This is a genomic window from Frigoribacterium sp. Leaf8, assembly GCF_001421165.1.
GTDB lineage: Bacteria > Actinomycetota > Actinomycetes > Actinomycetales > Microbacteriaceae > Frigoribacterium.
The window spans coordinates 785,973-807,406 of sequence record NZ_LMKB01000001.1 but is presented as its reverse complement, the minus strand read 5'-3'; the positions used below and the strand labels follow the sequence as shown (position 1 = coordinate 807,406).

Sequence of the window (21,434 nt, the reverse complement as noted above, 5' to 3'; positions counted from 1 at the left end):
GCCCGTACGGTCCCGCCGTTAGCCTCGGGGCATGCCCCCGGTGACCGGTCCCGACGACGTGCCCCGCGCCTCCTCGGTGTGGCAGGCCGAGATCGTCACGACCCGGCGGCCGCGGCCGCTCGTCGCCGGGCGATGGCTCGTCTCGGTCGTCGTCGGGTTCTTCCTCGGCTCGTTCGAGGGCGAGTGGCCGGGCTTCGACGTCGTGGTCCGCGAGCGCTCGACCGGTCGCGAGATCCACCGTCTGCTGCCCCAGGGCCTCACCGGCGCCGACGAGTCCAAGGTCGAGATCGAGGCGGACCTCGACCGGCTCACCTGCGACGAGTTCCGCGCCGAGTGGGCGCTCGCCTGACCCACATCTGATACTTCAGACGGAGGCGCACCATCACCACGGGGGACGACCGGGAGGCGCGGGTCGGCTTGGCTGGGCACATGACCTCCGCTGCGCCCGCCGTCGACTCCCCACCCGCCACCGGCACCCGCTGGAGGTTCGTCGACTCGCTGCGCGGCTTCGCACTGTTCGGCATCCTGTTGGTCAACACGCTCGACATCACCCGCCTCGGCATCGACCTGGCGATCGAGAACGCCGGCCCGGTCGACGACCCGGTGCGCGACCTGCTGTACCTCTCGGTGCAGACCCGGTTCGTGCCGATCTTCGTGTTCCTCTTCGGCATGAGCCTCTGGTTCGTGCTCGCCGGTGCCCGGTCGCGAGCTCCCCGGCCCGGACTCGTCATGGTGCGCCGGCTGGTCGGGCTCGTCGCGATCGGCGGGCTGCTCATGCTCGTCTACCCCGGCAACGTGCTCCTCGAGTACGGCGTCGTCGGCCTCGTCGTGCTGCCGATCGTCGTCTTCGCCCCGCGCTGGGCGACCCTGACCCTCGGTGCCGCGCTGACCGTCGCGGCCTACGCCCTGACCGGTGGCGGCCTCGCCTCGACCCCCGGCCTCATGCTGCTCGGTGCAGCAGCCGCGGCGTACGGGCTGCCCCGCGTGCTCGAGTCGGCCGGGCGCGGCGTCGGCCTGGTCTTCGCCGCGGCCGCGGTGCTCACGGTGCCGGCCCTGCTCTGGCAGGCGACGACCCCGGGCGACCCGCGCTTCTCGACGCCGGGCGGCATCGCCGGGCTGGTCATGGCCGTCGCCTACGCCACCGCCCTCGCCCTGCTCTGGCGCACCCCCGCCCGCCGCGTCGTCGCCGCGGTGTTCGAGCCGCTCGGCCGCATGGCACTGACCAACTACGTCGTCGCGGCGATCGTCGTGGCAGGTCTCGCCCTCGTGATCGACTTCGGGCACCTGACGAGCGTCGTCCCGGGGCTGGCGATCAGCGTCGCCCTGATCGCCGTGCAGTCCGTGCTGAGCCGCCTCTGGCTCGCCCGGTTCGTCTACGGCCCGGTCGAGTGGGCCTGGCGGAGCGTCACCTGGTGGCGGCCGGCCGCGCTGGTGCGCCGGGCGTCCTGACCGACGGGAGCCGCGCCTCCTCGGGTCAGCGGCGGTCCCGACCGATCGGAGCCGCGCCTCCTCGGGTCAGCGACGGTTCCAGGAGGCCCGCACGACGGTGTCGAGGGCGCTCGAGAGGTCGGTGCACCAGAGGCGGCGACCGGGGGTCGCGGCGAGGGTGAGTTCGTAGCCCGCTTCGGTCTGTGCGACCGATCCGATGACCACCGGGGCTCCGCGCTCCGACCGCCGGACGTCGACGATGCGCCAGCGGCCGCGGCCGATCACGTCGAGCCTCAGGTCGAGGGCACTGGCGAGCGGGCCCCGTCCCGGCCAGGCCGTGCCCGACCGGCGTCCCCCACCGTCGTTCAGCATGGTCGCCCCTTCTCGCGGGCCGCCCCGATGCGGCCCGACGAAGTGCACGTTAGACACGCGACCTGACAACGGGAGGGGTTGACTCCGAGGGCCCGGCGTGATCCTTGTACCCCGCCCCGCGCCCCGGTCGCCTCCTGCAGGCCCGGACGCACGGGCCCCGGCCTGTCAGGGTGGAACGATGCCGTCCCCCATCCCGTCGTCCGACGCCGCGTCCCTGGAGGCCCTGCGCGCCTCCGTCCTCCCGACCCGAGGAGGCGCGGTGGACGACAGCATCCCCCAGCTCGCCGAGGCCGACCCCGAGCTGTTCGGGGTCGCCGTGGTGCGGTCCACCGGCGAGGTGGTCGCGTCCGGCGACTCGGGCCACGCGTTCTCGATCCAGTCGGCGGTGAAGCCGTTCCTCTTCGCGCTCGCCCTCGCCGACACCGACGGAGCGGCCCTCGACGCGGTCGGCATCGAGCCGACCGGCGAGGCGTTCGACGCGATCAAGCTCGAGGGCGGCACCGGCCGACCCCCGAACCCGATGGTCAACGCCGGAGCCCTGCTCACGGCCGCCCTGGTCGACGGCGACACCTGCGACGAGCGGACGACGCGCATCCTGGCGGGCCTCGGGGCCTTCGCGGGGCGCGAGCTCGACTACGACCGCGAGGTCAGCGAGTCCGAGCAGCTGCACGGCGACCGCAACCACGCGCTGGCCCACCTGATGCGGTCCGAGGGCAGCCTCGAGCACACGGCCGACGACGCGGTCGCTCTCTACGCCCGGGCCTGCTCGGTGCTGGTCGACACCGAGGCCCTCGCCGTGATGGGGGCGACGCTGGCGTTCGGCGGCCGCAACCCGGTGACGGGCGAGCAGGTCGTGGACGCCCGCGTCGCCCGCGACGTGGTGTCGGTCATGGCGACCTGCGGGGTCTACGACGGGTCGGGCCGCTGGATGCGCGGCGTCGGGGTGCCCGCGAAGTCGAGCGTCTCGGGGGCGATCGTCCTGTCGGCGCCGAACCGGCTGGGTGCGGCGGTGTTCAGCCCGCCCATCGACGAGCAGGGGACGAGCGTCCGCGGTGCCGAGTGGAGCCGCCGACTGAGCGAGGAGCACGGGCTGCACTCGTTCGGCTTCGGCGGCTGACACGGACGAGGCCCCCGGTGGGCGTCCTGCGAACAGGAGCCGACCGGGGGCCTCGTCGGGTGGAGCCGGGGCTCAGGCCTGGACGTCTCCGCGCCAGGCGCCGTCGACGTTGCCCTCGCGCTCGATGAACTCCTTGAAGTTCTTGAGGTCCTTCTTGATGGCGTGGTTGTCGGCGCCGAGCGTGTTGCCGACCTTCTCGAGGAAGCCCTCTGGGGTCCAGTCGATCTGCACCGTGAGGCGCGTCACGTCGTCGCTCAGCTTGTGGAACGTGATGACGCCGGCGTGGTCGACCTCGCCGCCCGTGCTGTTCCAGGCGACGCGCTCGTCGGGGTGCTGCTCGGTGATCTCGGCCTCGAAGGTCTTCTCGACCGGTCCGACCTTGACCTTCCACACCGTGAGGGTGGGGGTGGTCTGGGTGATGGACTCGACCTCGTCGAGGAACTTCGGGAACGACTCGAACTGGGTCCACTGGTTGTAGGCGACGCTGACGGGGACGTTGACGTCGATGGTCTCGATGGCCTGTGCCATGGTGCACTCCTTGCTGACGGTGTTCAGAATTGTCGGGCGGCGCCATATCGGCGTCGTGCCCTGCCGTGAACGGTAGGAGGCGCGGGTCGCCTTCGCCCACGTGCGGAGGCAACGGTCAGGTGCCGGGTGACACGGCCGACCTGGGCACCGCACAGTACTCGTGCGCCCGCGGCCGAGTACGTGCGCGCCCGCGACCGACGGCGGAGCGGTCGGGCGCCGGCGGAGCGGTCGAGCGCCGGCGTCGCCGGAACGGGACCACCCCGCCACGACGGATCGTGACGGGGTGGTGGGGCCGACGGCGTGGCCGGGATCGACGGCCAGACCGCCTGAGGGTCAGCTCGTCGTGTCGCGGGCCGGCGACGCGTCGATCGCGTCGACGGTCTCGTGCGCCTGGCCCGAGACGACCTCGATCTTGCGCGGCTTCGCCCTCTCGCTGACCGGGATGACGAGTGACAACACGCCGTTGTCGTAGTGGGCCGTGATGCGGCTCGAATCGATGCCCTCGCCCACGCTGAACTGGCGGAGGTACGAGCCGTGCGGCCGCTCCTGCGCGAGCCACTTGACGCCGTCACGGGTGTCGGGCGTGCGGTTGGCCCGGATGGTCAGCAGCTGACCGTCGACGTCGACGTCGACCGACCCCGGATCGATGCCCGGCATGTCGGCGTTGAGCACGTAGCGGTCGCCGTCGCGGTAGAGGTCGACCGGCATGACCCTGGGCCCCTGTCGCATGCCCGTGAGAGCCCCGGTGAGGCGGTCGAGCTCGGTGAAAGGATCGAAAGACATGGCCATGATGAAGAGTCCCCTTTCGGTTGATCGGTGTGACCCGGGACCCCGTGGCCCCGGCTCGTTGACGACACGAATGTACCTCTGACCAGCGTTTCGTACCTCAAACCCAGCTTGAACGCCGCCGAGAGATCACTGAGGACGCTGTGCCTGCCGTCGGGCGGCCAGCTCGGCATCGATCTCTTCGATGCGGGCCAGGTTGCCCAGCAACCGGAGGAAGTCGGCTGCGGCTGCCTCGACGTCGTCGTAGGTGCGGATGCTCTGTTCCTCGACGAGGCCTCGCTCGTCGAGGAAGTAGGTGCTCCACACCTCGTCCCGTCGAGCGAGGACGAGCGCGAAGGGCTTCCCCGTCGTCGCGTCCCCGATGACGGCGTTCAGGTGGCCGAGTCCACGGGCGTCCACCTGGGTTCGGAGGTCGGCCAGGGTGCGCGCGACCATCGTCATGACGGTTCTCCTGCTCGTCGGCGTCGGTCACGGAGTTCGTCCTGGATCTCGAGCTTGCGATGCTGGGACCTCAGACGGTCGAGGAAGTCGGCCACGGCCGAGACCTCGTCGGGGAACGTGTGCAGGCTCCGTTCCTCCACGGCAGCTCGTTCGTCGACGTAGAAAGTGCTCCACACGCCGTCACGTCGCGCCACGGCGAGACAGTCCGGGCGCCTGAGGTAATCGTCACCGAGAGCAACACGAACGCGGTTCACGTCCTCCGCCTCCATCTGCGCAGGCAACGACGCGAGGCTCATCGCCGCGCGTTCGACGCGCTCGAGGTCGCGCTCCCGTTGCAGGTCGCGGAGGAGCTTCTTCAGCCGGAGCAGGACGAGGAAGTCCTCCAGGGCCTCGGACTCCCTCGGGTAGGTGCGCATGCTCTCGTCGACGACCGCCGCGCGCTCGTCGGTGGAAAAGGTCACCCAGGCATTGTTGCGTCGGGTGACGACGAGGCAGTCCGTCCTGTTCGCGGGGTCACCGTCGATGACATGCGCCAGGTCGGCGAGTCCCTCTGCCGCCATGACGGCGCGCACCGATTCGATCGTCGCCATGTCAGGCCTTCCCCGGTCGGTCGTCTCGTGACGCCTGCCACGTCTCGTGGGCGAGCCTGTTCTTCTCCCTGATGCGCGACATGAGTGCGTCCTCGTCGGCCCTCAGCCTCATGAGACGCAGGAAGTCGTCCAGAGCGTCGGAGAGTTCCTCGTACGTGCGAACGCTGGTCTCCTCGACACCGGCACGTTCATTGGTCGAGAAGGAGGTCCAGACGCCGTCCCGTCGGGTCAGGACCAGGGCGTCCGCCGAAATGGCGTGATCATCACCGATCACGTAGGCGAACCTGTCGAGCCCCTCGGCCTCGATCGTGGCGACCGTTTCTTGGAGCGTCGTCATCCCCCGGGGCCCCTCGGCGGTCGTCGATCCTCTGCCTCGAGGACGACCAGGGTCTCGTCACATGGCTGCACGACGTCCGCTCCTTCTCGCTGGGCACGCTCAGTCACGGGGCTCCAGGCCCTTGTCGAGGAGGGCCCTCAACTCCTTCAACCGGGCGACGTTCTGCAACTGGGACATGAATTCCGTCACGGCAGAGCGTTCATCCGGATGCTCGACGAGCGTCAGCTCTTCGACCAGACCTCGTTCGTCGCGCAAGAAGGTCACCCACACCCCGTCGATCTGCCCGATCACGTGCGCGCCGGAGACGGGCAGGGACGTGTTCCCGATGAGGAAACGGAGGTGCCCGAGCCCGGCCGCTTCCACTTCTGCTCTCAGTCCGCCCACGTCGGTCCTACTCATCAGCCCTCGAGCACCGGCTAGACGTCCTTCTCAGCCGCGGCCTCGGAACGAAGCCGCTTGACGAGCGCGATGCCGTCGAGCAGAACGAGGAACCCCTCGACTGCCGACCGCTCGTCCGGATACGTCCGGACGCTCTTGACCCTGGTCAGCCCTCTTTCATCCCTGACGAAGGTGCTCCAGCCACCTTCGCCCTGGGCGATGACGAGTGCGTATGGACGCTGTGTCTCCCCGTCACCGATCAGAAAGTTCAGATGCCCGAGCCCGAGTTGGTTGACGCGGTTCGGCAACGAGGCGAGAGTGTTCGAGTCGTCATCAGTCATGGATCTCCTCGAGGAGGCGGTTGATCCTCTCGTGTAGTCACCATCGATGACGTGGTCCAAGCGAAGGAGACTCTCAGCCTCGAGGACGGCCCGCAGCTCGTCCAAACGGGCGAGGTTCCGCAGCTGCGACATGAACTCCGTCACGGCAGAGCGCTCATCCGGATGCTCGACGAGAGTCAGCTCTTCCACGAGACCTCGTTCGTCGCGCAAGAACGTCACCCACACCCCGTCGATCTGCCCGATCACGTGCGCGCCGGAGACGGGCAGCGACGTGTTGCCGATGAGGAAACCGAGGTGCCCGAACCCGGCCGCTTCCACTTCTGCTCGCAATCCGTCCACGTCCATCACGCTTCGCGACGCGATGGTGACCGACGTCGCTCGACCGGCCACACCATCACGCGTCCGTGGGCCGACCGAGACGTTCCGCATCTCGTTCTCGCTGCAACGTGGCAAGTAGGCCTTTCAACCGCATGAGCTCGAGAAAGTCGTCCAAAGCTTCGGACTCGCTGGAGTACGTTCGGACGCTTTCCTCCATGACTGCGGCACGTTCGTCCCGAGAGAACGACACCCACCCCTCGTCTCTACGGCACAGGACGAGGCAGTCGATCTCGTTCGTACCGTCAGAGCCGATGACATATTTGAGACGGTCGAGCCCTTCCGCTTTCAATGCCGCGCGTGTCTCATCGATGGTGGTCATCTCGCTCCTAGTTCGGGACTCTCTTGAGCAGACCGAGCTCGACCATGACATCGGCTCCGAACGGCAGCTGGTACTGGGTACCACCGCCGACTTCGCCGAAAGCCTTGTCGATCTCGCCCGCGAAAACGCGGATGTTGTTCCAGTCCGGATTGAAGAGCTTCATCGTGACATCGATCTGCATTTTCAGCTTCGTGTTGGTCGACGCGTCATACGCGGCCCGGATGTTCTTGAGGTCGCCGACGACCTCGTACGTGTGCAAATCGTCTTCAACCCAGGGCAGCGCTCGAGTTCCATGGGCGGCGTGCGTACCGTCCGCGTTGAGCGGAGAGGTGAACCGCCCCGTCTCTGGGCCCTCTCGATCAAGTCGCGTGCCGAGGGGGATGTCGGGGTCGGGCGTCTTGATGGGGTCGCCGTCCTCGTTCAACGTGAATCCGTCGCGGGGCGCCTCGTCTTTCCAGTTGACCTTGCCGTCCGCCCCGAGGACGCTGGCGTCCTTCGGCACCTGCTGATCGGCCGGCCACGTTCCCTTCTCGCGGAACACCGCGCCGGCGTCGGGGTCGACAACGTCCAGGTAGTTCGCGAGTTGCTCCCGAGTCATTCCGCTTCGATCCACGGCGCTCGGTGTGGTCGTGCCATTCGAGCCGGGGGCGTCGCCGCCCGAGCCACCCGTTCCGGCATCGCCGTCGGCGTGACCGGGCTGGTCGGCCGCGATGGCGTCGTCGGCGTGACCCGCGCCTCCTGCGTCCTCACGGACCGGCGGGGCCGACGCGTCGTCACGGACCGGCGGGGCCGACGCGTCGTCGCGGACGGGCGGGGCCGACGTCTCGTCACGGACCGGCGGGGCGGACGCGTCGTCACGGACGGGCGGGGCGGACGCGTCGTCGCGGACGGGCGGGGCGGACGCGTCGTCACCACGGACCGGGCCGGGCGTCGTGTCGGGGCCGTCGACGCGCGTGGGCGGTGGCGCGAGGCCGTCGGCGCGGACGCCGACGACGTCGTCGAGGCGGGTGAGTTGCTCGTCGAAGCGCGAAGGCGCGGCGTCCGGCCCGCGACCGGCCGAGCCGTGCCCTCCGGTCAGGAGACGCGTGGTCTCCGACATGGCGTTCAGGGCGTGACCCGCGTGCGTCAGGCCGATCCGCGACAGGGAACCTTCGGGGGCACGGAGCGCAGCTCGTTCCGCGGCGCCACCGAGCCGTGCGAGGCCCGTCGCCGCCTTCGTCCCGCCGACGGCTGCGCCTCCGACCGGGACGAAGAACGAGGCCACGCCGAGGGTGGCGTAGGTGCCGGCCGCGACCGGGTCCTCGTCGTACATCTCGGGCGTGCCCACGATGCCCTGCGTGACGCCCTCGATCGTGGTGCGGTACCAGTCGACGGCCGGCTGGGCGGCCGCCGGCACCGTGCCGGGAGGTGCGTACGCCAGCGCGATCGTCGCCGGACTCGTGATCGCGATGGCCCCGAGCCCCTGGAGCAGGCCGCCCCAGGCCTCGAGGCCGAACTCCTTGGTGACGCCCGTGCCGCCCTGGATGTCCCAACCCACCAGGGCACCGGCGCCGTAGGCCGCCTCGGCGATGAACATGCCGAGACCCGTGCCCATCGACTCGGAACAGGTCTTGTGCGGGTCGCCCGGGGCGCCGTAGGGCAGGTCCTTCATCGAGTCGAGCTGCTCGGCCGACAGGCCGACCTGCTCGGGGAAGCACATCGGGTCGGTGCGCAACGCGTTTATGCCGTTCTCGCACTCGGCTCGGGCCGCGTCGATCTTGGCGACCTCGGCGTTCACCTCGCCGAGCAACTCGTCGTTGCGGTTGCGCGAGGGGATGTGGTCGTACCACTCGACCGTGGTCTCGTCGGGCCCGCTCGAGATGTACGAGTTGTAGCTCTCGGTGCTGTAGGTGACGCCGCCGGACACCTCGGCGGTGAAGGCCTCGGCCTCGGTGACGAGCTCCTTGAGCCGGGCGACGGGCGCGGCGACGGCCGTGGCGAGGTCGTCGAGCAACGTCGCGACCTGGCCGAACGTGTCACCGAGGGTCTGCGTGCTCGTGCCGACCGGGTCCATGGCGACGAACAACTGCTCGGCCTCGGGCGCCGCGTAGACGCCCGACAGCCCGGACCAGGAGGTGACGACGCCCGCACCCTTCTCGGCGATGGCGGTCGCCGTGCTGCGGAAGGTGGCGGCGGACGTCGAGATCGCCGCCGGGTCGATGGTGACGCCGGGGATCGCACCGGGGACGATCAGCGAGGGGCTCATCGCGGCACCCCCGGGGTCGAGACGGGCGGGATGCCGGCGGCGCTCTGCTCGCTCGCCAGCGCGGGTGCCTCGGCGGCCGCCGTCACGGCGGCGGACTGGGCGTTCGCCGCCATCTCCTCGTCGCCGGCGACGTAGGCGATGGTCGCCTCGGCGGCACCGGTGCCGCACGACTCGATGCGGTTCACGACCGACGTGAGGGTCGTCGCCTCGGACTCGATCAGCCCCAGCACCGCGTTGGCCACGCCCACGAGGAGGTCGCCGACACCATCGCTCAGCTCTTCGTGACCGGTCTCCAGGCCTCCGGCCGCGGTGCCGAGGTCGCCGACCGAGACCTGGACCTCGGCCAGGACCGACTGCACCCCGCTGGGCGAGATCGACCACGAACTCATGAGCGTGCCCCTTCGTGGGTCGTCGCGGGCGCAGCCGTCGCGGGCCTCGGCCCACCCGGGACCGCCTCGACCACGACGCGCCCCCCGGTGTTGCGGACGAGCGCCTGCACGACCGCGTCGGACACCGGGTCGGTCCCCGGCGCGTACGCCTCGGTCAGCCAGCTGCCCGCCTCGACGTCGACCCCGAGCAGGACGGAGGCGTCGGCCGGGTCTTCGACGTAGGTGCTGCGCACGATCGCCAGCACGAGCCCGTCGTCGGTCGCGATCTGCAGCCCGCCGCCGTTCCAGAGCTTGCCCAGCCCGAGGTACGGGTCGATCTCGGCGGCTGCGCGGGCACCGTCGACGGCGGTCACGGGCTCGGGCGTCACCACGGTGTACTCACGAGGCACGGTGCACCCCCGGCGGGGTCATCGCGGCGAGGATCTCGTCGGCGCCGACGACCTCGACCGCGTCGGCGAAGCGGTGCCAACGGGCCGCGGCCGCGGCACCGTCGACAGCACCAGCACCAGCACCAGCACCGACCTCGGCGTCACCGGCCGGCCCCTCGTGGAACGACACGAGCACCGACGGCGTCCGCGACGACCCGAGCACCCGTCCGCCGACCCGACGGACGAGAGCCTCGACGTCCAGCTGCATGCCCCGGACGCTCCGCGCCCCGACGACGGCGGCGAGCGGTTGCGGCGCCACCCGGTCGTGGGCGGACACCGTCCCGTCGGCCCGGCCCGACATCGACCAGGCCGTGGCCAGCAGGACCTGCTGACGACCGGCCACGTCGGCGAGGGCGTCCGCGACGACGCCGGGCGCGACGGCTCCGGTCACGACGATGCGGGTCTCCTCGATCACGCCGTCGTCGCTGCGCGCGATACGCACCCAGCCCCGGTACCTCGGCCCGGAGGCGTCACCGCCGGCCACGTGGAACCGCGTCTCGGAGGGCATGCGGCTGCGCGCGGCGGCCGTGAAGAAGTCCCGGTCCCAGGCCGTCGTGGCCGGTTCGGTCGTCCCCCACAGGGTGCGCGTGCCGGGCGCGAGCGCCTCGACGAGTCGTTCGAGCATCCCGCCGAGTCGGGCCTCGGCCCGCGCCCGGTGGTGGGTGACGACGGCGAGCTGCGTCCACGGGACGGCGTCGGGGTCGACGGTGCGTCCCTCGTCGAGCCGGACCGACGACGGCGCCTCGTCCTGCGGCAGGGGGTAGCCGTCCTCGGTCACCCCGAGGCCGTGGGCCGGTGAGCGCACCGGCTCGAGCGTGACCGCCCGACGCAGCGAACCGTCGGAGGCGCGGGTCAGCCAGACCCCGCCGAGCACGTCGAGCAGGTGGAACAGCGAGTACGTGAGCCGCGATGCGGGATCGGTGACGAGGGCGACGCGGGTGCCCGGCCCGGCACAGTCGACGAACAGGGCCGAGAGGCCGCTGGACACCCCGACGACGGGCTTGCTCGACCGCGACTCGACCCAGCCGGGCCCGTGCGTGTCGAGCATCGGGTGCAGCAACGAGACGGTCGTCGTGGCATCGTCGGTCATGGCTTCCCCCCGGTAGCGGCGACGTCCATCGTACGGGGGCGGCGCTCCCGGCCGCCGTCGGCCGAACGCCCCACGAGCCCGTACCCCGATCACGTGGGAAGAGACCTGACGGCGGTGGTGACCAGGCCGTCAGCCCGGCCGTCACGTCACCTCAGAGAAGAAGAGAGCGAGTGACGGGAATCGAACCCGCGCTATCAGCTTGGGAAGCTGAAGTTCTACCATTGAACTACACTCGCGCGGCGCCTCGGAGGCGCGTCAGACCACTATAGCGGCCCGCGCCTCCCGTGCTCCCTCCGCCCTGCCGAGCGTGGGGCACCGCCGAACGGACATCGCACCGCCGAGTTCCGCGGTGCGACGTCCAGCAGGCGGTGCGACGTCCGGCAGGCGGTGCGACTCCGCGCACCACCCCACCTACAGGAGGCGCGCTCAGGCTCCCGTCGCGACCGAGACGATGCGCAGGTCGACCGATGCCGGCGGAACGGGCTCCCCGCTCACGCGGTCGAGCAGCGCCTGGGCGACCGCGCGGGCCACGAGCGGGCCGGAGCCGCTCTCGTCGACCGCGATGTCGAGGGTGATGCGGGTCTCGAGGTCGGCCACGGCGATGCCGACGAGGGGCACGGGTCGGCCGGGGGCGGCGGCCTCGGCGGAGGCCGGGTCGGCGCGCTCGGCGTCGGGGATCTCGGAGGCGGGGACGCCGGGAGCGGCCGACGTGGCTCCGGCGATCGAGGCGTCGCTCTGCACGGTCGAGCCCACGACCCCTCCGCCACCGACGACGGCGCTCAACCCCTGGAGGGCCGAGCGGACGACGCTGCCGAATCCGGGCCGGGCCCGGACGTGCACGACTCCGTCGACCGACGCCGCGATCTCGCCGAGCTCGGCGGCGAGCAGGGACAGGTCGGCCGGACTGATCGGGGCCCGCAGGCCGTCGTCGTCGCTCACGCCGCGCCTCCTTCGCTCTGCAGGTGGACGTCGTCGACGACCACGTCGACGCTCTCGAGGGTCAGTTCGGTCTGACGGGACAGGCTCGACGACACCGCCGACTTGACCGCCTCGGCGAGCGCGGGCAGCGGTTCGCCGAACAGGCCGCTGACGACGACCTCGACCCGGACGAGCGCCCCGGGCACGCTGACGTCGCCGTGGATCGTGCACGAGATGACCATGGCGCCCTCGACGCCGTCGCCCGCCTCGCGGATGAGTGACCGCACGGCGCCCTCGGTGATGTGCAGGGTGGAACGCTCGTCGATCGAGGCGAGCGGGATCTGCCTCCCGGCCCGCGACTCGAGGCGCACGCGGTCCATCACGCCCGAGATCCAGCTCGGGTCCGGTGCGGGGCTCGCCGCGGCGTCGGACTCGAGAAGGCGGGCCCCCATCGCCCGGAGGCGTTCGAGGGCGGCGAGCTGGGCCCGGGCCTCGGGCGACTCCTCGATCTCGGGGTCGTACGGCTGCCGTCCGGCGTCGAGGTAGTCGACGAGACGCTCGGGCGAGACCCCGTCGTCGATGCCGTCGACGAGCTCGCCGGGCGACGGGTCGGCGTCGCCAGGCGCACCCGGCTCGACGGAAGCACCCGGGTCGACGGGCGCACCCGGCTCGACGGGCCCACCCGGGTCGACGGACTCGCCCAGGTCGACGGGCACGTCGGGCGGGGTCGGGTCTTCGTGGGCGTGGTCGGTGCCGTGAGGACGGTCACTCATCGCCAGGCCTCCATCTCGCGGGTCAGGGTCTCTCGTGCCCGGGCCAGTTGCCCCCGGACCGCGGTCACGGTGGTGCCGGTCCGTTCGGCGATCTCGGTGTACGACTCGCCACCGACCTCGCGCAGCGCCCACACCTGCCGTTGGCTGGCCGGGAGCCGCGCGAGCGCCGCACGCAGCGCCTCCATGGCGTCGTTCGAGGACGCCCGGCGTTCCGGATCGGTCGTGGGCGTCGCCGCCGGCAGCTCGAGGTCGTCGACATCGTCGGTGAGGCGTCGCGACCGGATCAGGTCGAAGGCCTTGCGCGACACGATGCGCATCATCCAGCCCTTGACCGCCGCGGGCGTCTGCAGCGTCGGGAGTTCGCGCCAGATCGTGATGGACGCCTCCTGCACCGCGTCGGTCGCGTCGGCTCGTGAGCCGGTCAGCCGGGTGGCGTACGCCGTCATCAGCCCCAGATGGCGTCGGAGCAGCACCTCGAAGGCCCGCTCGTCGCCCTCGGCGGCACGCGACGCGAGCACGGCGTCGGTGGCCTCGGTCAGGTCCGCCGCCATGTCCGCCTCCTCTGCTGCTGCTGCGTCCGCCCGGGCCCCCAGGACGAGGAGGCGCGGGTCACGACCCGTGGACGAGTCACGACCCGTGGATGAATGGTGACGCATTCCGTGACGTTCGGGCCACGGAAGGCGTCTCATCCCTGGATACACCGGAATCGGTGCGCGCGGGAGACCGTGACCGGACCCGTCGGCGGCGCGTCCGGTAAGACCGAAGGGCGACGCCGACCCGTCGCACATCGTCCGATCAGAAGGAGACACCGATGGCCACCACCGACGAGACCCCGACGAGCACCGTCCCGAGAGGCACCGTCGGGGTGCCCGGCAGGACGGTCGTCGCCGACGGCGTCGTCGCCACGATCGCCGGAATCGCCGCCCGTGGAGTGCCCGGCGTCTTCGCCCTCGGTGGCGGCACCGCGCGGGCGTTCGGCGCCCTGCGGGACGTGATCGGCACGACGGACCTCGGTCAGGGCGTCCGCGTCGAGGTCGGCGAGACCCAGGTCGCCGCCGACGTCACGATCGTCGTCGGGTACCCGGCCCCCCTGCACACGGTCGCCGAACAGGTGCGTGCCGCGGTGGCCGGGGCGATCGAGCAGCTCGTCGGCATGGAGGTCGCCGAGGTGAACGTCGCGATCGTCGACGTCCACATCCCCGGTGACGACGACGTCGACTCCACCAGCGAGAGCCGCGTCTCGTGACCGCCACCACCACGGGCATGGCCATCGGCGCCGTGCTCGCCGTCTCGGCCCTGGCCTTCGGGTTCTGGGGCTTCGTGCTCGTCGCGGTCTTCATCGCCGTCGGCGCGCTCGTCGGGCGCGTCGTCTCGGGCAGGACCGACGTGGCCGGGCTGCTGGACGCCCTGCGCGGACGGCGCTCGTCGTCATGACCACCGCCGGCACGGATCTCGCCGAGACGGGACGCGTCGTCGCGGGGCACGTCGGCATCCCCGCCAAGGTGCTGCAGAAGGTGGCGGTGGCCGTCGTCGCCGAGACCCTCCACGTGCGTCGGGCCGACGTCCGCGTCCTGGCCGAGGACGACGCCGGCCAGCTCGCGCTGCGCGTCTCGACGCCGGTCCGCGTCCCGATGCTCTCCGAGGCCGTGACCATGCCCGAGGGCGGGGTCCTCGCCGTCGTCCGCGACCTCCAGTCCACCCTGACCCGTCGGCTCTCCGAACTCGCGGGACGCACCGTGTCCCGCGTCGACGTCACCGTCAGCGGCAGCCGCACCGACCGGACGGGGCGCACCTCGTGAGCGGGATCGACCCCGGCCTCCACCGCCGTGTCCTCCGACGCGAGCAGCACTCCTCGCGCTCGGGCAGCGCGATCGTCGTGCTCGTGTTGCTCACGCTCGTCGTCGGGTACGTCGGGGTGGAGGCCGTCTACGCCGCGCTCGGTCGACGGGCCCTGCTCTTCTCCCCGGTCGACGTCCTCGCGACGCTGACGTCGTCGGTCGACGGCGGCGGCACCTCGGGCCTCGTGCTCGGCGCCGGCGTCGTCGCGGCGGTCGTGGGCCTCGTCCTGATCGGCCTCGCCGTGACGCCCGGCCGTCGCGGACGCCACACCGTCGACGACGACCGCGTGGCGGTGGTCGTCGACGACCGGGTCATCGCGTCCTCGCTCGCCCGGGCCGCCCGTGTCTCGGGGCGCCTCTCGGACCAGCAGGTCTCGGCGTGGGTGTCCCGTCGTCGGGCCCAGATCGACCTGACGCCCGCGTCCGGCCTCGCGGTCGACGAGCAGTCGGTCGAGGCCGCCACCCGTTCCGAACTCGAGTCGGTCGCCTACCGGCCCGAGCTCACGGCTCGCGTCCGCACCACCGACACGGGGAGGGTCGGCGCATGACCTCGAGCAACCGGTTCGCGAACCGCCTCCTCCTGTTCGTCGTCGGCCTCGTCGCCCTGGCCGTCGGGGCGTTCCTCGTGATCGTCGCCCTGCCCGGCGGCGGCGTCCTGCGCGACCTGCTGTCGCCCGAGTCGTCGGCCCTCGACGACGCCGTGGCGGCGACGCCGATCGACCCGTCCGGTGCGACGGGTGGCAGCTGGCTGCCGGTGGCCCTCGCCCTGCTCTGCCTGTTGCTCGTCATCGTCTTCGTCGTCGCGATCCCCGCCCACGGGCACGGTCGCACCGACAGCGTCGTGGTCCAGGACGACCCGGCCGGCTCGATCGCCGTGTCGAGCTCGTTCGCCGACACCGCGATCACGGACGCGCTCCGCGACCGCCGCGACGTGGCCTCGGTCGGCGTCTCGGCGTGGACGGTCGCGGGTCGGCCCGCCCTCAAGGTGCGGGTGCGGCTGACCGCGGGATCGTCCCCGGCGCCCGTGGTCGCGGCGACGTCCGACGTCGCCCGCGGGCTCGACCGCGTGCTGGGCGAGACGGTGCCCGTGCTCGTCGAGATCACCGGCGCCTCGGCCGTGCGCAAGGGGGCCGACAGCCGCGTGTCCTGACGACCCGCGCCTCCTCGGCTCCGCGACCCGCGCCTCCTCGGCTCTGCGACCCGCGCCTCCTCGGTCCGGCTCGGCCTCAGCGGACGGCGAGGAGGATCTTGCCGCTGTGCCCGCCGGACTCCATGCGCTTGTGGGCCGTGGCGACGAACTCGAGCGGGTAGACGCTGTCGAGCACCGGTCGCACCGACCCGGCCTCGACCAGCGGCCAGACGTGCTCGCGCACCTCGGCCATGATCGCGCGGCGTTCGTCGAGGGGGCGGGCGCGCAGCGTGGTGGCCCAGACCCGACCGCGCTTGGCCATCAGGCGCGACAGGTCGATCGTGGCCGACGGGCCGCCCTGCACGGCGATCACCATGATCCGACCGTTCACGGCGAGCGCCTCGACGTCGCGGGCGATGTAGTCGCCACCGACCAGGTCGAGAACGACGTCGACGCCGCGGCCCTCGGTCAGCTCGTCGACGACCGCGACGAAGTCCTCGGTCTTGTAGTCGATGCCGCGCGCGGCGCCGAGCTGTTCGCAGAACGACGTCTTGTCGGCCGTCCCGGCGGTGGCGTAGACGGTCGAGCCGAGCGCGACGGCCATCTGGATGGCGATCGAGCCGACGCCGCTGGCGCCACCGTGCACGAGCAGGGTCTCGCCCGGCTTCAGCCCGGCGCTCATGAAGACGTTCGACCAGACGGTCGCGACGGCCTCGGGCAGGCCCGCCGCCTCGACGAGGTCGACACCGCGCGGCAGGGGCAGCACCAGGCCCTCGTCGACCTGCACGCGGTCGGCGTAACCACCGCCCGGCAGCAGGGCCACGACGTAGTCGCCGACGGCCGCGGCGGTGACGCGCTCGCCGGTCGCGACGACGGTGCCGCTGACCTCGAGCCCGGGCCAGCCGGGCGCCCCGGCGGGCGACGGGTAGTGCCCCTCGCGCTGGTTGACGTCGGCGCGGTTGACGCCTGCGGCGGCGACGTCGATCACGACCTCGCGGGGGCCGGGCACCGGCTCGGCGACCTCGGAGACGACGAGGGCGGAGGGCCCTCCGGGCACGGGGACGGTGATGGCACGCATGCGTCCATCCTCCCCCCGTGGCCCGGCACGCGCTGACTAGTCTTGTCGCGTGCTGCTCTCCGACCGCGACATCAAGCTCGAACTCGACGCCGGCCGAATCGGCCTCGACCCCTACGACCCGACGCTGATCCAGCCGTCGAGCATCGACGTGCGGCTCGACCGGTTGTTCCGGCTCTTCGACAACCACAAGTACCCGTTCATCGACCCGGCCGAGGACCAGCCCGAGCTGACCCGCCTGGTCGAGGCGAAGGCCGACGAGCCGTTCATCCTGCACCCGGGCGAGTTCGTGCTGGGCAGCACCTACGAGTTCGTCACCCTGCCCGACGACGTCGCGGCCCGCCTCGAGGGCAAGAGCTCGCTCGGGCGCCTCGGCCTGCTGACCCACTCGACCGCGGGCTTCATCGACCCCGGCTTCGGCGGGCACGTCACGCTCGAGCTGTCGAACGTCGCCACCCTGCCGATCAAGCTCTGGCCCGGCATGAAGATCGGCCAACTCTGCTTCTTCAAGCTCAGCTCGCCCGCCGAGCACCCGTACGGCTCGTCCGAGTACGGCTCGCGCTACCAGGGCCAGCGCGGCCCGACCGCCAGCCGGTCCTTCCAGGGCTTCGTGCACACGGACGTCTCCGCCCGCGACTGACCGCTGCGCGAGCGCGGCGCGCGTTCGCCCCGCGCTCGCGCCGCGTTGGCCCCGCGCGTTCGCGCCGCGCTCGTCGAGAACGCAGGAGGCGCGGGCCGCGTCCCCGACGGACGCCCCCTCCGGAGACGAGAAAGGGGTGCGGAAGGAACCCGACTCCCTCCGCACCCCGGCGACACGAGAGAAACCCGACGTCGATCTCGTGCGCTGTGACTCGCGGTCCTGAACCTGTCACCGCGAGGCCATTTCATTCTGCGGCTCTCCGCTCCTCGGGCAAACCCGGCATTGTCCGAAAAACGAAATGAAAGCTCAGGTTGCGAAGCGGTGGCGAAAAGTCACCCGTCACCCCTCGAGGGTGTCGCGGGGTGACCGCCCGAACTCGGCCGTGTACTGGGCCGCGAAGCGGCCCGCGTGGGCGAAACCCCAGCTGAGCGCCACGCCCGCGACGGTGTGGCCGAGGGTCGGATCGGCCATGACGAGGTCCCCGTGCGCGCCGCGCAACCGCGCCCGCCGCAGTTCGGCCATGGGCGTCGAGTCGAGGTGGCGACGGAAGGCCAACTGCAGGGCGCGGGGGGTCACCCGAGCCGCCTCGGCGATCTCGACGACGCCGATGTCGTCGTGGGCGTGCTGCTCGATGTAGTCGCGAGCCCGACGCACGGTCGACGGGAGGGGCGAGAGGCCGTCGGCACCGCCGACGCCGACCACGTTCGTCTCGAAGGCCTCGAGGTAGGCGGCCACGAGCGACCGGAACGCCGAGCCCCGCACCAGCTGACTGGCCATGGCGGCGTCGTTGCGGATGACGTGCTCGTGCACGTGCCGGACGAGGTCGGACCAGTAGCGGCCGAGCGAGGGCGAGACCGCCTCGGCCGCGGTCGACCGGAGCCCCCCGGGGGCGGTGAGCCGCATGGCCTCCAGCTCGCGTTCGACGGCGGTGCGGTCGAGCATCACCTGCCCGAGCACGAGGTCGTACGACAGCATGACCTTGGCGTCGTGCGACGGGAACGAGAACGGTGCGCCCGGCTCGACCCTGAGCTCGTGGTCGCGGGTCCGCAGCGACAACCGGCCGGCCATCACGCCGCCGGCGACGAGGAACCCGGTCGGATCGCTCTCGGACAGCAGGCGTCCCCGCCGGTACTCGAAGCGACAGAGGGCGAAGCGCGTGTCGCCGGACACGGCGCGACTGTAGGTGAACGGCTCGGGGCCTTCGCCTTCGAGTCGCGTGATCTTGTAGTTCTTGCGGATCAGCGCGTGCGCGACCTCGCGATCCGTGGTCGAGACGCTGCGGACCCGCGGGTCGACGAGCGCCTCGAAGGTCTGCGCCCTGGGGGGCGCCGCGGTCGGATCGGTGGTGGCGTCGGTCGGCGCGGTGTCCGTGGGCGCGGTGTTCGTCGGCGCGGTGTTCGTGGGCGTGGTGCGGAGTGCAGCTGATCCGGCGACTGGTGAGGCCGCCTGCGGTGTGGACGTCACGGTCGTTCCCCTCGGGTGGGACGGTGATCCGGGGTGGTTGGTCCCGGGTGGTCATCCCGACGTCGGTGTCGGGTGGCCCACCCGAGAGTATCCAACAGACGAACTGGGCGCGCGCCGCATCCTGGGGCAGGGCACCGCCCGGTCGGGTGCGGTCGCAGTCCGCGTAGCGTCGGGTCATGGACTACAGAACCCTCGGAAACAGTGGAGCCTCGGTGTCGGAGCTGACACTCGGCACCATGACCTTCGGCGCCGAAGCCGACGAACCGACCTCGCACGCCATCCTCGACGCCTTCGTGGCCGGAGGCGGCACGCTCGTCGACACCGCCGACGTCTACAGCGCCGGCACCAGCGAGACCATCATCGGCCGGTGGCTGGCGAGCCACCCCACGGACGCCGACCAGGTGGTGCTCGCGACCAAGGGACGCTTCCCCATGGGCGACGGGCCCAACGACGTCGGGCTGTCGCGTCGTCACCTCGCGAAGGCCCTCGACGCCTCGCTGACCCGGCTCGGCGTGGAGCACGTCGACCTCTACCAGATGCACGCCTGGGACCACCTCACCCCGATCGACGAGACGCTGAGGTTCCTCGACGACGCGATCAGCGCGGGCAAGATCGGCTACTACGGCTTCTCGAACTACCTCGGGTGGCAGGTGACCAAGGCCGTCGGCCGGGCCGAGGCCCTCGGGTTCGCCCCGCCCGTCACGCTGCAGCCGCAGTACAACCTGCTCGTCCGCGACATCGAGCACGAGGTCGTCCCGGCCTCGCTCGACGCCGGCATCGGCCTGCTGCCCTGGTCGCCGCTGGCCGGCGGCTGGTTGAGCGGCAAGTACGTCCGCGACCAGGCGCCCACCGGGGCCACCCGCCTCGGCGAGGACCCGAAACGCGGCATGGAGGCCTGGGAGGCGCGCAACGCGGACGAGCGCACCTGGACCGTCCTCGACGCGGTCACCTCGATCGCCTCGGCACACGACGCCTCGGCCTCGCAGGTCGCGCTGGCCTGGTTGCTGCGTCAGCCCGCGGTCACCTCGGTGATCCTCGGCGCCCGCACGGTCGAGCAGCTGGACGACAACCTGGGTTCGTCGGCCCTGGCCGCGGCCCTCACCGACGACGAGGTCGCCAGGCTCACCTCGGCGAGCGCACCCCGGGTCGACGACTACCCCTACGGCACGGCAGGGGTCGCCCAGCGCGACCGGAAGATCACCGGCGGCCGCTGACCAGGAGGCGCGGCGCGCCTCCTGCGGGCACCGCGCCTCCCCCACGCTGTTCATCCCGCACGACACCGCGAGATGGTCACCGCGCCAGGTTTTCTCCTGGCGCCGTGACCATCTCGCGGTGCGGTGCGGTGCGGTGCGGTGCAGTGCGGGGCGGTGCGGTGCGGTGGCACGCGTGACCGAGCACTCCGCCACGAAGTAAACGTCCCGCCACGCAATCCTGTGGCGGGTCGTTTACTTCGTGGCGGCGTGCCCGGAGCCCGAGGCGGGGCGGTGCCGTGCGGGGCGGGGCGGTGCGGGCGGGGCGGCCGGGGCTCAGCGCTGCAGCGAGGCGGTGGCGCCGACGCGACCGCGGGCGACCCGCACGGCGATCGTGACGACCAGCACGACGGCGGCGGCGACGATCGCGGCCACCCCGGCGACGACGTTCTCGGGTTCGCCGGTCAGGCGGCCGACCGCGATCCAGGCGAGTCCCCACGAGAGCGACAGGGCGGGAGCGAGGCGGCCGCGCCCGGCGAAGGCCAACACGACGCCGACGAGGGCGGCCACGGCGAGCACCACCGACGACCAGAACCCGGCCGCGAAGCCGAATCCGTCGAAGCCCGCGTCGACCAGGCCGGCGGCGACGTTGGCGACCGTCGCGACGCTGACCCAGCCGAGGTAGAGGCCGAGGGTGCCGTCGGTGACGACCGCGTCGACCCACCCGCTCGACGCAGTGTGGAACAGGATGACGAAGATGCGCGCGAGCACCAGCAGCAGCGCGACGATCACGACGGCGCCCAGCCAGACGCTGCCGAGCTGCACGGCGGCGAACAGCCAGGCGGCGTTGAGCAGCAGCGAGGCCGCGACCCAGTAGCCGAGCCGACGGTGTCGGGTCACGGCGCGCTGACCGGGCAGGGCCTGGTAGATCGCGTAGGCGACGAGGCCGAGGTAAATGACGCTCCAGATGCTGAAGGCCGTGGTCGCCGGGGCGACCGTCGTGGCCGTCGCGCTGAGGGCCCCGCCTGCCGCGTCGGACACCGAGACGCCGCCGAACGCGCCCGATCCGTAGGCGGCCAGCACGATCGCGAGGACCGCGGTCACGACCACGACGATCTGGCGGACGACGTCACGCGACGTCGCGGTCTCGGCAGGGGATCGGGTGCTCGTGTCGGTGCTCATGAGGGGGACGCTAGTCGTGCCCGCCGGTCGATCTCTTAGTTGCTAAGAGGATTGTCAG

At 71.8% G+C, this 21,434-nt stretch carries 29 protein-coding genes and 1 tRNA gene; 10 read left to right on the top strand and 20 right to left on the bottom strand.

Translation table 11 applies throughout. The annotated features are described in order from the left end of the window. Positions 1 to 31: 31 nt before the first annotated feature. Together ASL10_RS03790 and ASL10_RS03785 are read left to right on the top strand one after the other, a co-directional pair. Positions 32 to 349 carry a hypothetical protein gene (locus ASL10_RS03790; protein ID WP_056044425.1) on the top strand — a complete coding sequence of 106 codons (318 nt, stop codon included), beginning with the start codon at positions 32 to 34 and terminating at the stop codon, positions 347 to 349. A gap of 80 nt (positions 350 to 429) precedes the next feature. Continuing rightward, positions 430 to 1,449, top strand: a complete 1,020-nt coding sequence (locus ASL10_RS03785) for a DUF418 domain-containing protein (RefSeq protein ID WP_056044424.1) — start codon at positions 430 to 432, stop codon at positions 1,447 to 1,449. 66 nt (positions 1,450 to 1,515) lie between these two features. On the opposite strand, the gene ASL10_RS03780 is transcribed toward ASL10_RS03785, so the two are convergent. Next, a complete protein-coding gene (locus tag ASL10_RS03780; protein WP_056044422.1) occupies positions 1,516 to 1,800 on the bottom strand; it encodes a hypothetical protein in 285 nt (94 codons plus the stop codon). A gap of 178 nt (positions 1,801 to 1,978) precedes the next feature. Here ASL10_RS03780 and glsA point away from each other — a divergent pair, with 178 nt between their 5' ends. Further along, positions 1,979 to 2,917 carry a glutaminase A gene (gene glsA, locus ASL10_RS03775; RefSeq protein ID WP_056044420.1) on the top strand — a complete coding sequence of 313 codons (939 nt, stop codon included), beginning with the start codon at positions 1,979 to 1,981 and terminating at the stop codon, positions 2,915 to 2,917. Between the two features lie 72 nt (positions 2,918 to 2,989). Here glsA and ASL10_RS03770 read toward each other — a convergent pair whose 3' ends face one another. From ASL10_RS03770 to ASL10_RS03695, 16 genes are all read right to left on the bottom strand, one after another. Next, positions 2,990 to 3,445 (bottom strand): SRPBCC family protein, encoded by a 456-nt coding sequence (locus ASL10_RS03770; RefSeq protein ID WP_056044418.1) that lies wholly within the window; start codon positions 3,443 to 3,445, stop codon positions 2,990 to 2,992. Between the two features lie 333 nt (positions 3,446 to 3,778). Beyond that, positions 3,779 to 4,234: an Hsp20/alpha crystallin family protein gene (locus ASL10_RS03765; RefSeq protein ID WP_056044415.1), complete on the bottom strand. Its 456-nt coding sequence runs from the start codon at positions 4,232 to 4,234 to the stop codon at positions 3,779 to 3,781. 126 nt (positions 4,235 to 4,360) lie between these two features. Beyond that, positions 4,361 to 4,672 (bottom strand): hypothetical protein, encoded by a 312-nt coding sequence (locus tag ASL10_RS03760; RefSeq protein ID WP_157485220.1) that lies wholly within the window; start codon positions 4,670 to 4,672, stop codon positions 4,361 to 4,363. Then, positions 4,669 to 5,262, bottom strand: a complete 594-nt coding sequence (locus ASL10_RS03755) for a hypothetical protein (RefSeq protein ID WP_056044410.1) — start codon at positions 5,260 to 5,262, stop codon at positions 4,669 to 4,671. The genes ASL10_RS03760 and ASL10_RS03755 overlap by 4 nt, the downstream gene beginning before the upstream one ends. Position 5,263: 1 nt before the next feature. Continuing rightward, positions 5,264 to 5,599 (bottom strand): hypothetical protein, encoded by a 336-nt coding sequence (locus tag ASL10_RS03750; RefSeq protein ID WP_056044409.1) that lies wholly within the window; start codon positions 5,597 to 5,599, stop codon positions 5,264 to 5,266. A 99-nt stretch (positions 5,600 to 5,698) separates the two neighbouring features. After that, a complete protein-coding gene (locus tag ASL10_RS03745) occupies positions 5,699 to 5,983 on the bottom strand; it encodes a hypothetical protein (RefSeq protein WP_157485219.1) in 285 nt (94 codons plus the stop codon). Between the two features lie 32 nt (positions 5,984 to 6,015). After that, complete coding sequence (locus ASL10_RS03740) at positions 6,016 to 6,666, bottom strand: hypothetical protein (protein WP_157485218.1); 651 nt, start codon at positions 6,664 to 6,666, stop codon at positions 6,016 to 6,018. A 46-nt stretch (positions 6,667 to 6,712) separates the two neighbouring features. After that, a complete protein-coding gene (locus tag ASL10_RS03735) occupies positions 6,713 to 7,015 on the bottom strand; it encodes a hypothetical protein (RefSeq protein WP_056044404.1) in 303 nt (100 codons plus the stop codon). 7 nt (positions 7,016 to 7,022) lie between these two features. Further along, positions 7,023 to 9,260 carry a TNT domain-containing protein gene (locus ASL10_RS03730; protein WP_056044402.1) on the bottom strand — a complete coding sequence of 746 codons (2,238 nt, stop codon included), beginning with the start codon at positions 9,258 to 9,260 and terminating at the stop codon, positions 7,023 to 7,025. After that, positions 9,257 to 9,649, bottom strand: coding sequence for a DUF6507 family protein (locus tag ASL10_RS03725; protein WP_056044400.1), 393 nt, complete (start codon positions 9,647 to 9,649; stop codon positions 9,257 to 9,259). The genes ASL10_RS03730 and ASL10_RS03725 overlap by 4 nt, the downstream gene beginning before the upstream one ends. Next, complete coding sequence (locus ASL10_RS03720; RefSeq protein ID WP_056044398.1) at positions 9,646 to 10,038, bottom strand: hypothetical protein; 393 nt, start codon at positions 10,036 to 10,038, stop codon at positions 9,646 to 9,648. The genes ASL10_RS03725 and ASL10_RS03720 overlap by 4 nt, the downstream gene beginning before the upstream one ends. Beyond that, complete coding sequence (locus tag ASL10_RS03715) at positions 10,028 to 11,167, bottom strand: DUF6177 family protein (RefSeq protein ID WP_056044396.1); 1,140 nt, start codon at positions 11,165 to 11,167, stop codon at positions 10,028 to 10,030. Before ASL10_RS03715 ends, ASL10_RS03720 begins: the two co-directional genes overlap by 11 nt. Before the next feature lie 165 nt (positions 11,168 to 11,332). Then, positions 11,333 to 11,403, bottom strand: a tRNA-Gly gene (locus ASL10_RS03710). 190 nt (positions 11,404 to 11,593) lie between these two features. Beyond that, complete coding sequence (locus ASL10_RS03705; protein ID WP_056044394.1) at positions 11,594 to 12,106, bottom strand: hypothetical protein; 513 nt, start codon at positions 12,104 to 12,106, stop codon at positions 11,594 to 11,596. After that, entirely contained in the window at positions 12,103 to 12,858 is a 756-nt protein-coding gene (locus tag ASL10_RS03700; protein WP_056044392.1) for a hypothetical protein, read from the bottom strand. Before ASL10_RS03700 ends, ASL10_RS03705 begins: the two co-directional genes overlap by 4 nt. Continuing rightward, positions 12,855 to 13,514: an RNA polymerase sigma factor gene (locus ASL10_RS03695; protein WP_369794361.1), complete on the bottom strand. Its 660-nt coding sequence runs from the start codon at positions 13,512 to 13,514 to the stop codon at positions 12,855 to 12,857. The genes ASL10_RS03700 and ASL10_RS03695 overlap by 4 nt, the downstream gene beginning before the upstream one ends. Before the next feature lie 155 nt (positions 13,515 to 13,669). Here ASL10_RS03695 and ASL10_RS03690 point away from each other — a divergent pair, with 155 nt between their 5' ends. From ASL10_RS03690 to ASL10_RS03670, 5 genes are read left to right on the top strand one after another with little or no spacing between them, the layout of a single operon-like run. Then, positions 13,670 to 14,104, top strand: a complete 435-nt coding sequence (locus tag ASL10_RS03690; protein WP_056044390.1) for an Asp23/Gls24 family envelope stress response protein — start codon at positions 13,670 to 13,672, stop codon at positions 14,102 to 14,104. Further along, a complete protein-coding gene (locus tag ASL10_RS03685; protein ID WP_056044388.1) occupies positions 14,101 to 14,292 on the top strand; it encodes a DUF2273 domain-containing protein in 192 nt (63 codons plus the stop codon). Before ASL10_RS03690 ends, ASL10_RS03685 begins: the two co-directional genes overlap by 4 nt. Continuing rightward, positions 14,289 to 14,657, top strand: a complete 369-nt coding sequence (locus ASL10_RS03680) for a hypothetical protein (protein WP_056044386.1) — start codon at positions 14,289 to 14,291, stop codon at positions 14,655 to 14,657. Before ASL10_RS03685 ends, ASL10_RS03680 begins: the two co-directional genes overlap by 4 nt. Further along, positions 14,654 to 15,244 (top strand): DUF6286 domain-containing protein, encoded by a 591-nt coding sequence (locus ASL10_RS03675; RefSeq protein WP_056044383.1) that lies wholly within the window; start codon positions 14,654 to 14,656, stop codon positions 15,242 to 15,244. Before ASL10_RS03680 ends, ASL10_RS03675 begins: the two co-directional genes overlap by 4 nt. Next, positions 15,241 to 15,846: a hypothetical protein gene (locus ASL10_RS03670; protein ID WP_056044381.1), complete on the top strand. Its 606-nt coding sequence runs from the start codon at positions 15,241 to 15,243 to the stop codon at positions 15,844 to 15,846. The genes ASL10_RS03675 and ASL10_RS03670 overlap by 4 nt, the downstream gene beginning before the upstream one ends. Before the next feature lie 76 nt (positions 15,847 to 15,922). Here ASL10_RS03670 and ASL10_RS03665 read toward each other — a convergent pair whose 3' ends face one another. After that, positions 15,923 to 16,903, bottom strand: coding sequence for an NAD(P)H-quinone oxidoreductase (locus tag ASL10_RS03665; RefSeq protein ID WP_056044379.1), 981 nt, complete (start codon positions 16,901 to 16,903; stop codon positions 15,923 to 15,925). A gap of 49 nt (positions 16,904 to 16,952) precedes the next feature. On the opposite strand from ASL10_RS03665, the gene dcd reads away from it, so the two are divergent. Continuing rightward, the gene (gene dcd, locus ASL10_RS03660; protein WP_056044378.1) at positions 16,953 to 17,540 is read left to right on the top strand and encodes a dCTP deaminase; all 588 of its coding nucleotides are present in this window, start codon (positions 16,953 to 16,955) and stop codon (positions 17,538 to 17,540) included. 339 nt (positions 17,541 to 17,879) lie between these two features. Here dcd and ASL10_RS03655 read toward each other — a convergent pair whose 3' ends face one another. Further along, on the bottom strand, positions 17,880 to 19,004 hold the full coding sequence (locus ASL10_RS03655) for a helix-turn-helix transcriptional regulator (protein WP_056044376.1): 1,125 nt from the start codon (positions 19,002 to 19,004) through the stop codon (positions 17,880 to 17,882). Positions 19,005 to 19,180: 176 nt separating this feature from the next. Here ASL10_RS03655 and ASL10_RS03650 point away from each other — a divergent pair, with 176 nt between their 5' ends. Beyond that, entirely contained in the window at positions 19,181 to 20,218 is a 1,038-nt protein-coding gene (locus tag ASL10_RS03650) for an aldo/keto reductase (RefSeq protein ID WP_056044374.1), read from the top strand. Between the two features lie 312 nt (positions 20,219 to 20,530). Here the strand turns inward: ASL10_RS03650 and ASL10_RS03645 are convergent, their stop codons facing one another. Then, on the bottom strand, positions 20,531 to 21,376 hold the full coding sequence (locus tag ASL10_RS03645; RefSeq protein WP_056044373.1) for a tryptophan-rich sensory protein: 846 nt from the start codon (positions 21,374 to 21,376) through the stop codon (positions 20,531 to 20,533). Between the last annotated feature and the right edge of the window lie 58 nt (positions 21,377 to 21,434).

Coding starts and splice junctions, on each gene's coding strand:
- ASL10_RS03790 (WP_056044425.1), top strand. CDS start 32: ATGCCCCCGGTGACCGGTCCCGACGACGTGCCCCGCGCCTCCTCGGTG.
- ASL10_RS03785 (WP_056044424.1), top strand. CDS start 430: ATGACCTCCGCTGCGCCCGCCGTCGACTCCCCACCCGCCACCGGCACC.
- ASL10_RS03780 (WP_056044422.1), bottom strand. CDS start 1,800: ATGCTGAACGACGGTGGGGGACGCCGGTCGGGCACGGCCTGGCCGGGA.
- glsA (WP_056044420.1), top strand. CDS start 1,979: ATGCCGTCCCCCATCCCGTCGTCCGACGCCGCGTCCCTGGAGGCCCTG.
- ASL10_RS03770 (WP_056044418.1), bottom strand. CDS start 3,445: ATGGCACAGGCCATCGAGACCATCGACGTCAACGTCCCCGTCAGCGTC.
- ASL10_RS03765 (WP_056044415.1), bottom strand. CDS start 4,234: ATGGCCATGTCTTTCGATCCTTTCACCGAGCTCGACCGCCTCACCGGG.
- ASL10_RS03760 (WP_157485220.1), bottom strand. CDS start 4,672: ATGACGATGGTCGCGCGCACCCTGGCCGACCTCCGAACCCAGGTGGAC.
- ASL10_RS03755 (WP_056044410.1), bottom strand. CDS start 5,262: ATGGCGACGATCGAATCGGTGCGCGCCGTCATGGCGGCAGAGGGACTC.
- ASL10_RS03750 (WP_056044409.1), bottom strand. CDS start 5,599: ATGACGACGCTCCAAGAAACGGTCGCCACGATCGAGGCCGAGGGGCTC.
- ASL10_RS03735 (WP_056044404.1), bottom strand. CDS start 7,015: ATGACCACCATCGATGAGACACGCGCGGCATTGAAAGCGGAAGGGCTC.
- ASL10_RS03730 (WP_056044402.1), bottom strand. CDS start 9,260: ATGAGCCCCTCGCTGATCGTCCCCGGTGCGATCCCCGGCGTCACCATC.
- ASL10_RS03725 (WP_056044400.1), bottom strand. CDS start 9,649: ATGAGTTCGTGGTCGATCTCGCCCAGCGGGGTGCAGTCGGTCCTGGCC.
- ASL10_RS03715 (WP_056044396.1), bottom strand. CDS start 11,167: ATGACCGACGATGCCACGACGACCGTCTCGTTGCTGCACCCGATGCTC.
- ASL10_RS03700 (WP_056044392.1), bottom strand. CDS start 12,858: ATGAGTGACCGTCCTCACGGCACCGACCACGCCCACGAAGACCCGACC.
- ASL10_RS03695 (WP_369794361.1), bottom strand. CDS start 13,514: ATGCGTCACCATTCATCCACGGGTCGTGACTCGTCCACGGGTCGTGAC.
- ASL10_RS03690 (WP_056044390.1), top strand. CDS start 13,670: ATGGCCACCACCGACGAGACCCCGACGAGCACCGTCCCGAGAGGCACC.
- ASL10_RS03680 (WP_056044386.1), top strand. CDS start 14,289: ATGACCACCGCCGGCACGGATCTCGCCGAGACGGGACGCGTCGTCGCG.
- ASL10_RS03670 (WP_056044381.1), top strand. CDS start 15,241: ATGACCTCGAGCAACCGGTTCGCGAACCGCCTCCTCCTGTTCGTCGTC.
- ASL10_RS03665 (WP_056044379.1), bottom strand. CDS start 16,903: ATGCGTGCCATCACCGTCCCCGTGCCCGGAGGGCCCTCCGCCCTCGTC.
- ASL10_RS03650 (WP_056044374.1), top strand. CDS start 19,181: ATGGACTACAGAACCCTCGGAAACAGTGGAGCCTCGGTGTCGGAGCTG.
- ASL10_RS03645 (WP_056044373.1), bottom strand. CDS start 21,376: ATGAGCACCGACACGAGCACCCGATCCCCTGCCGAGACCGCGACGTCG.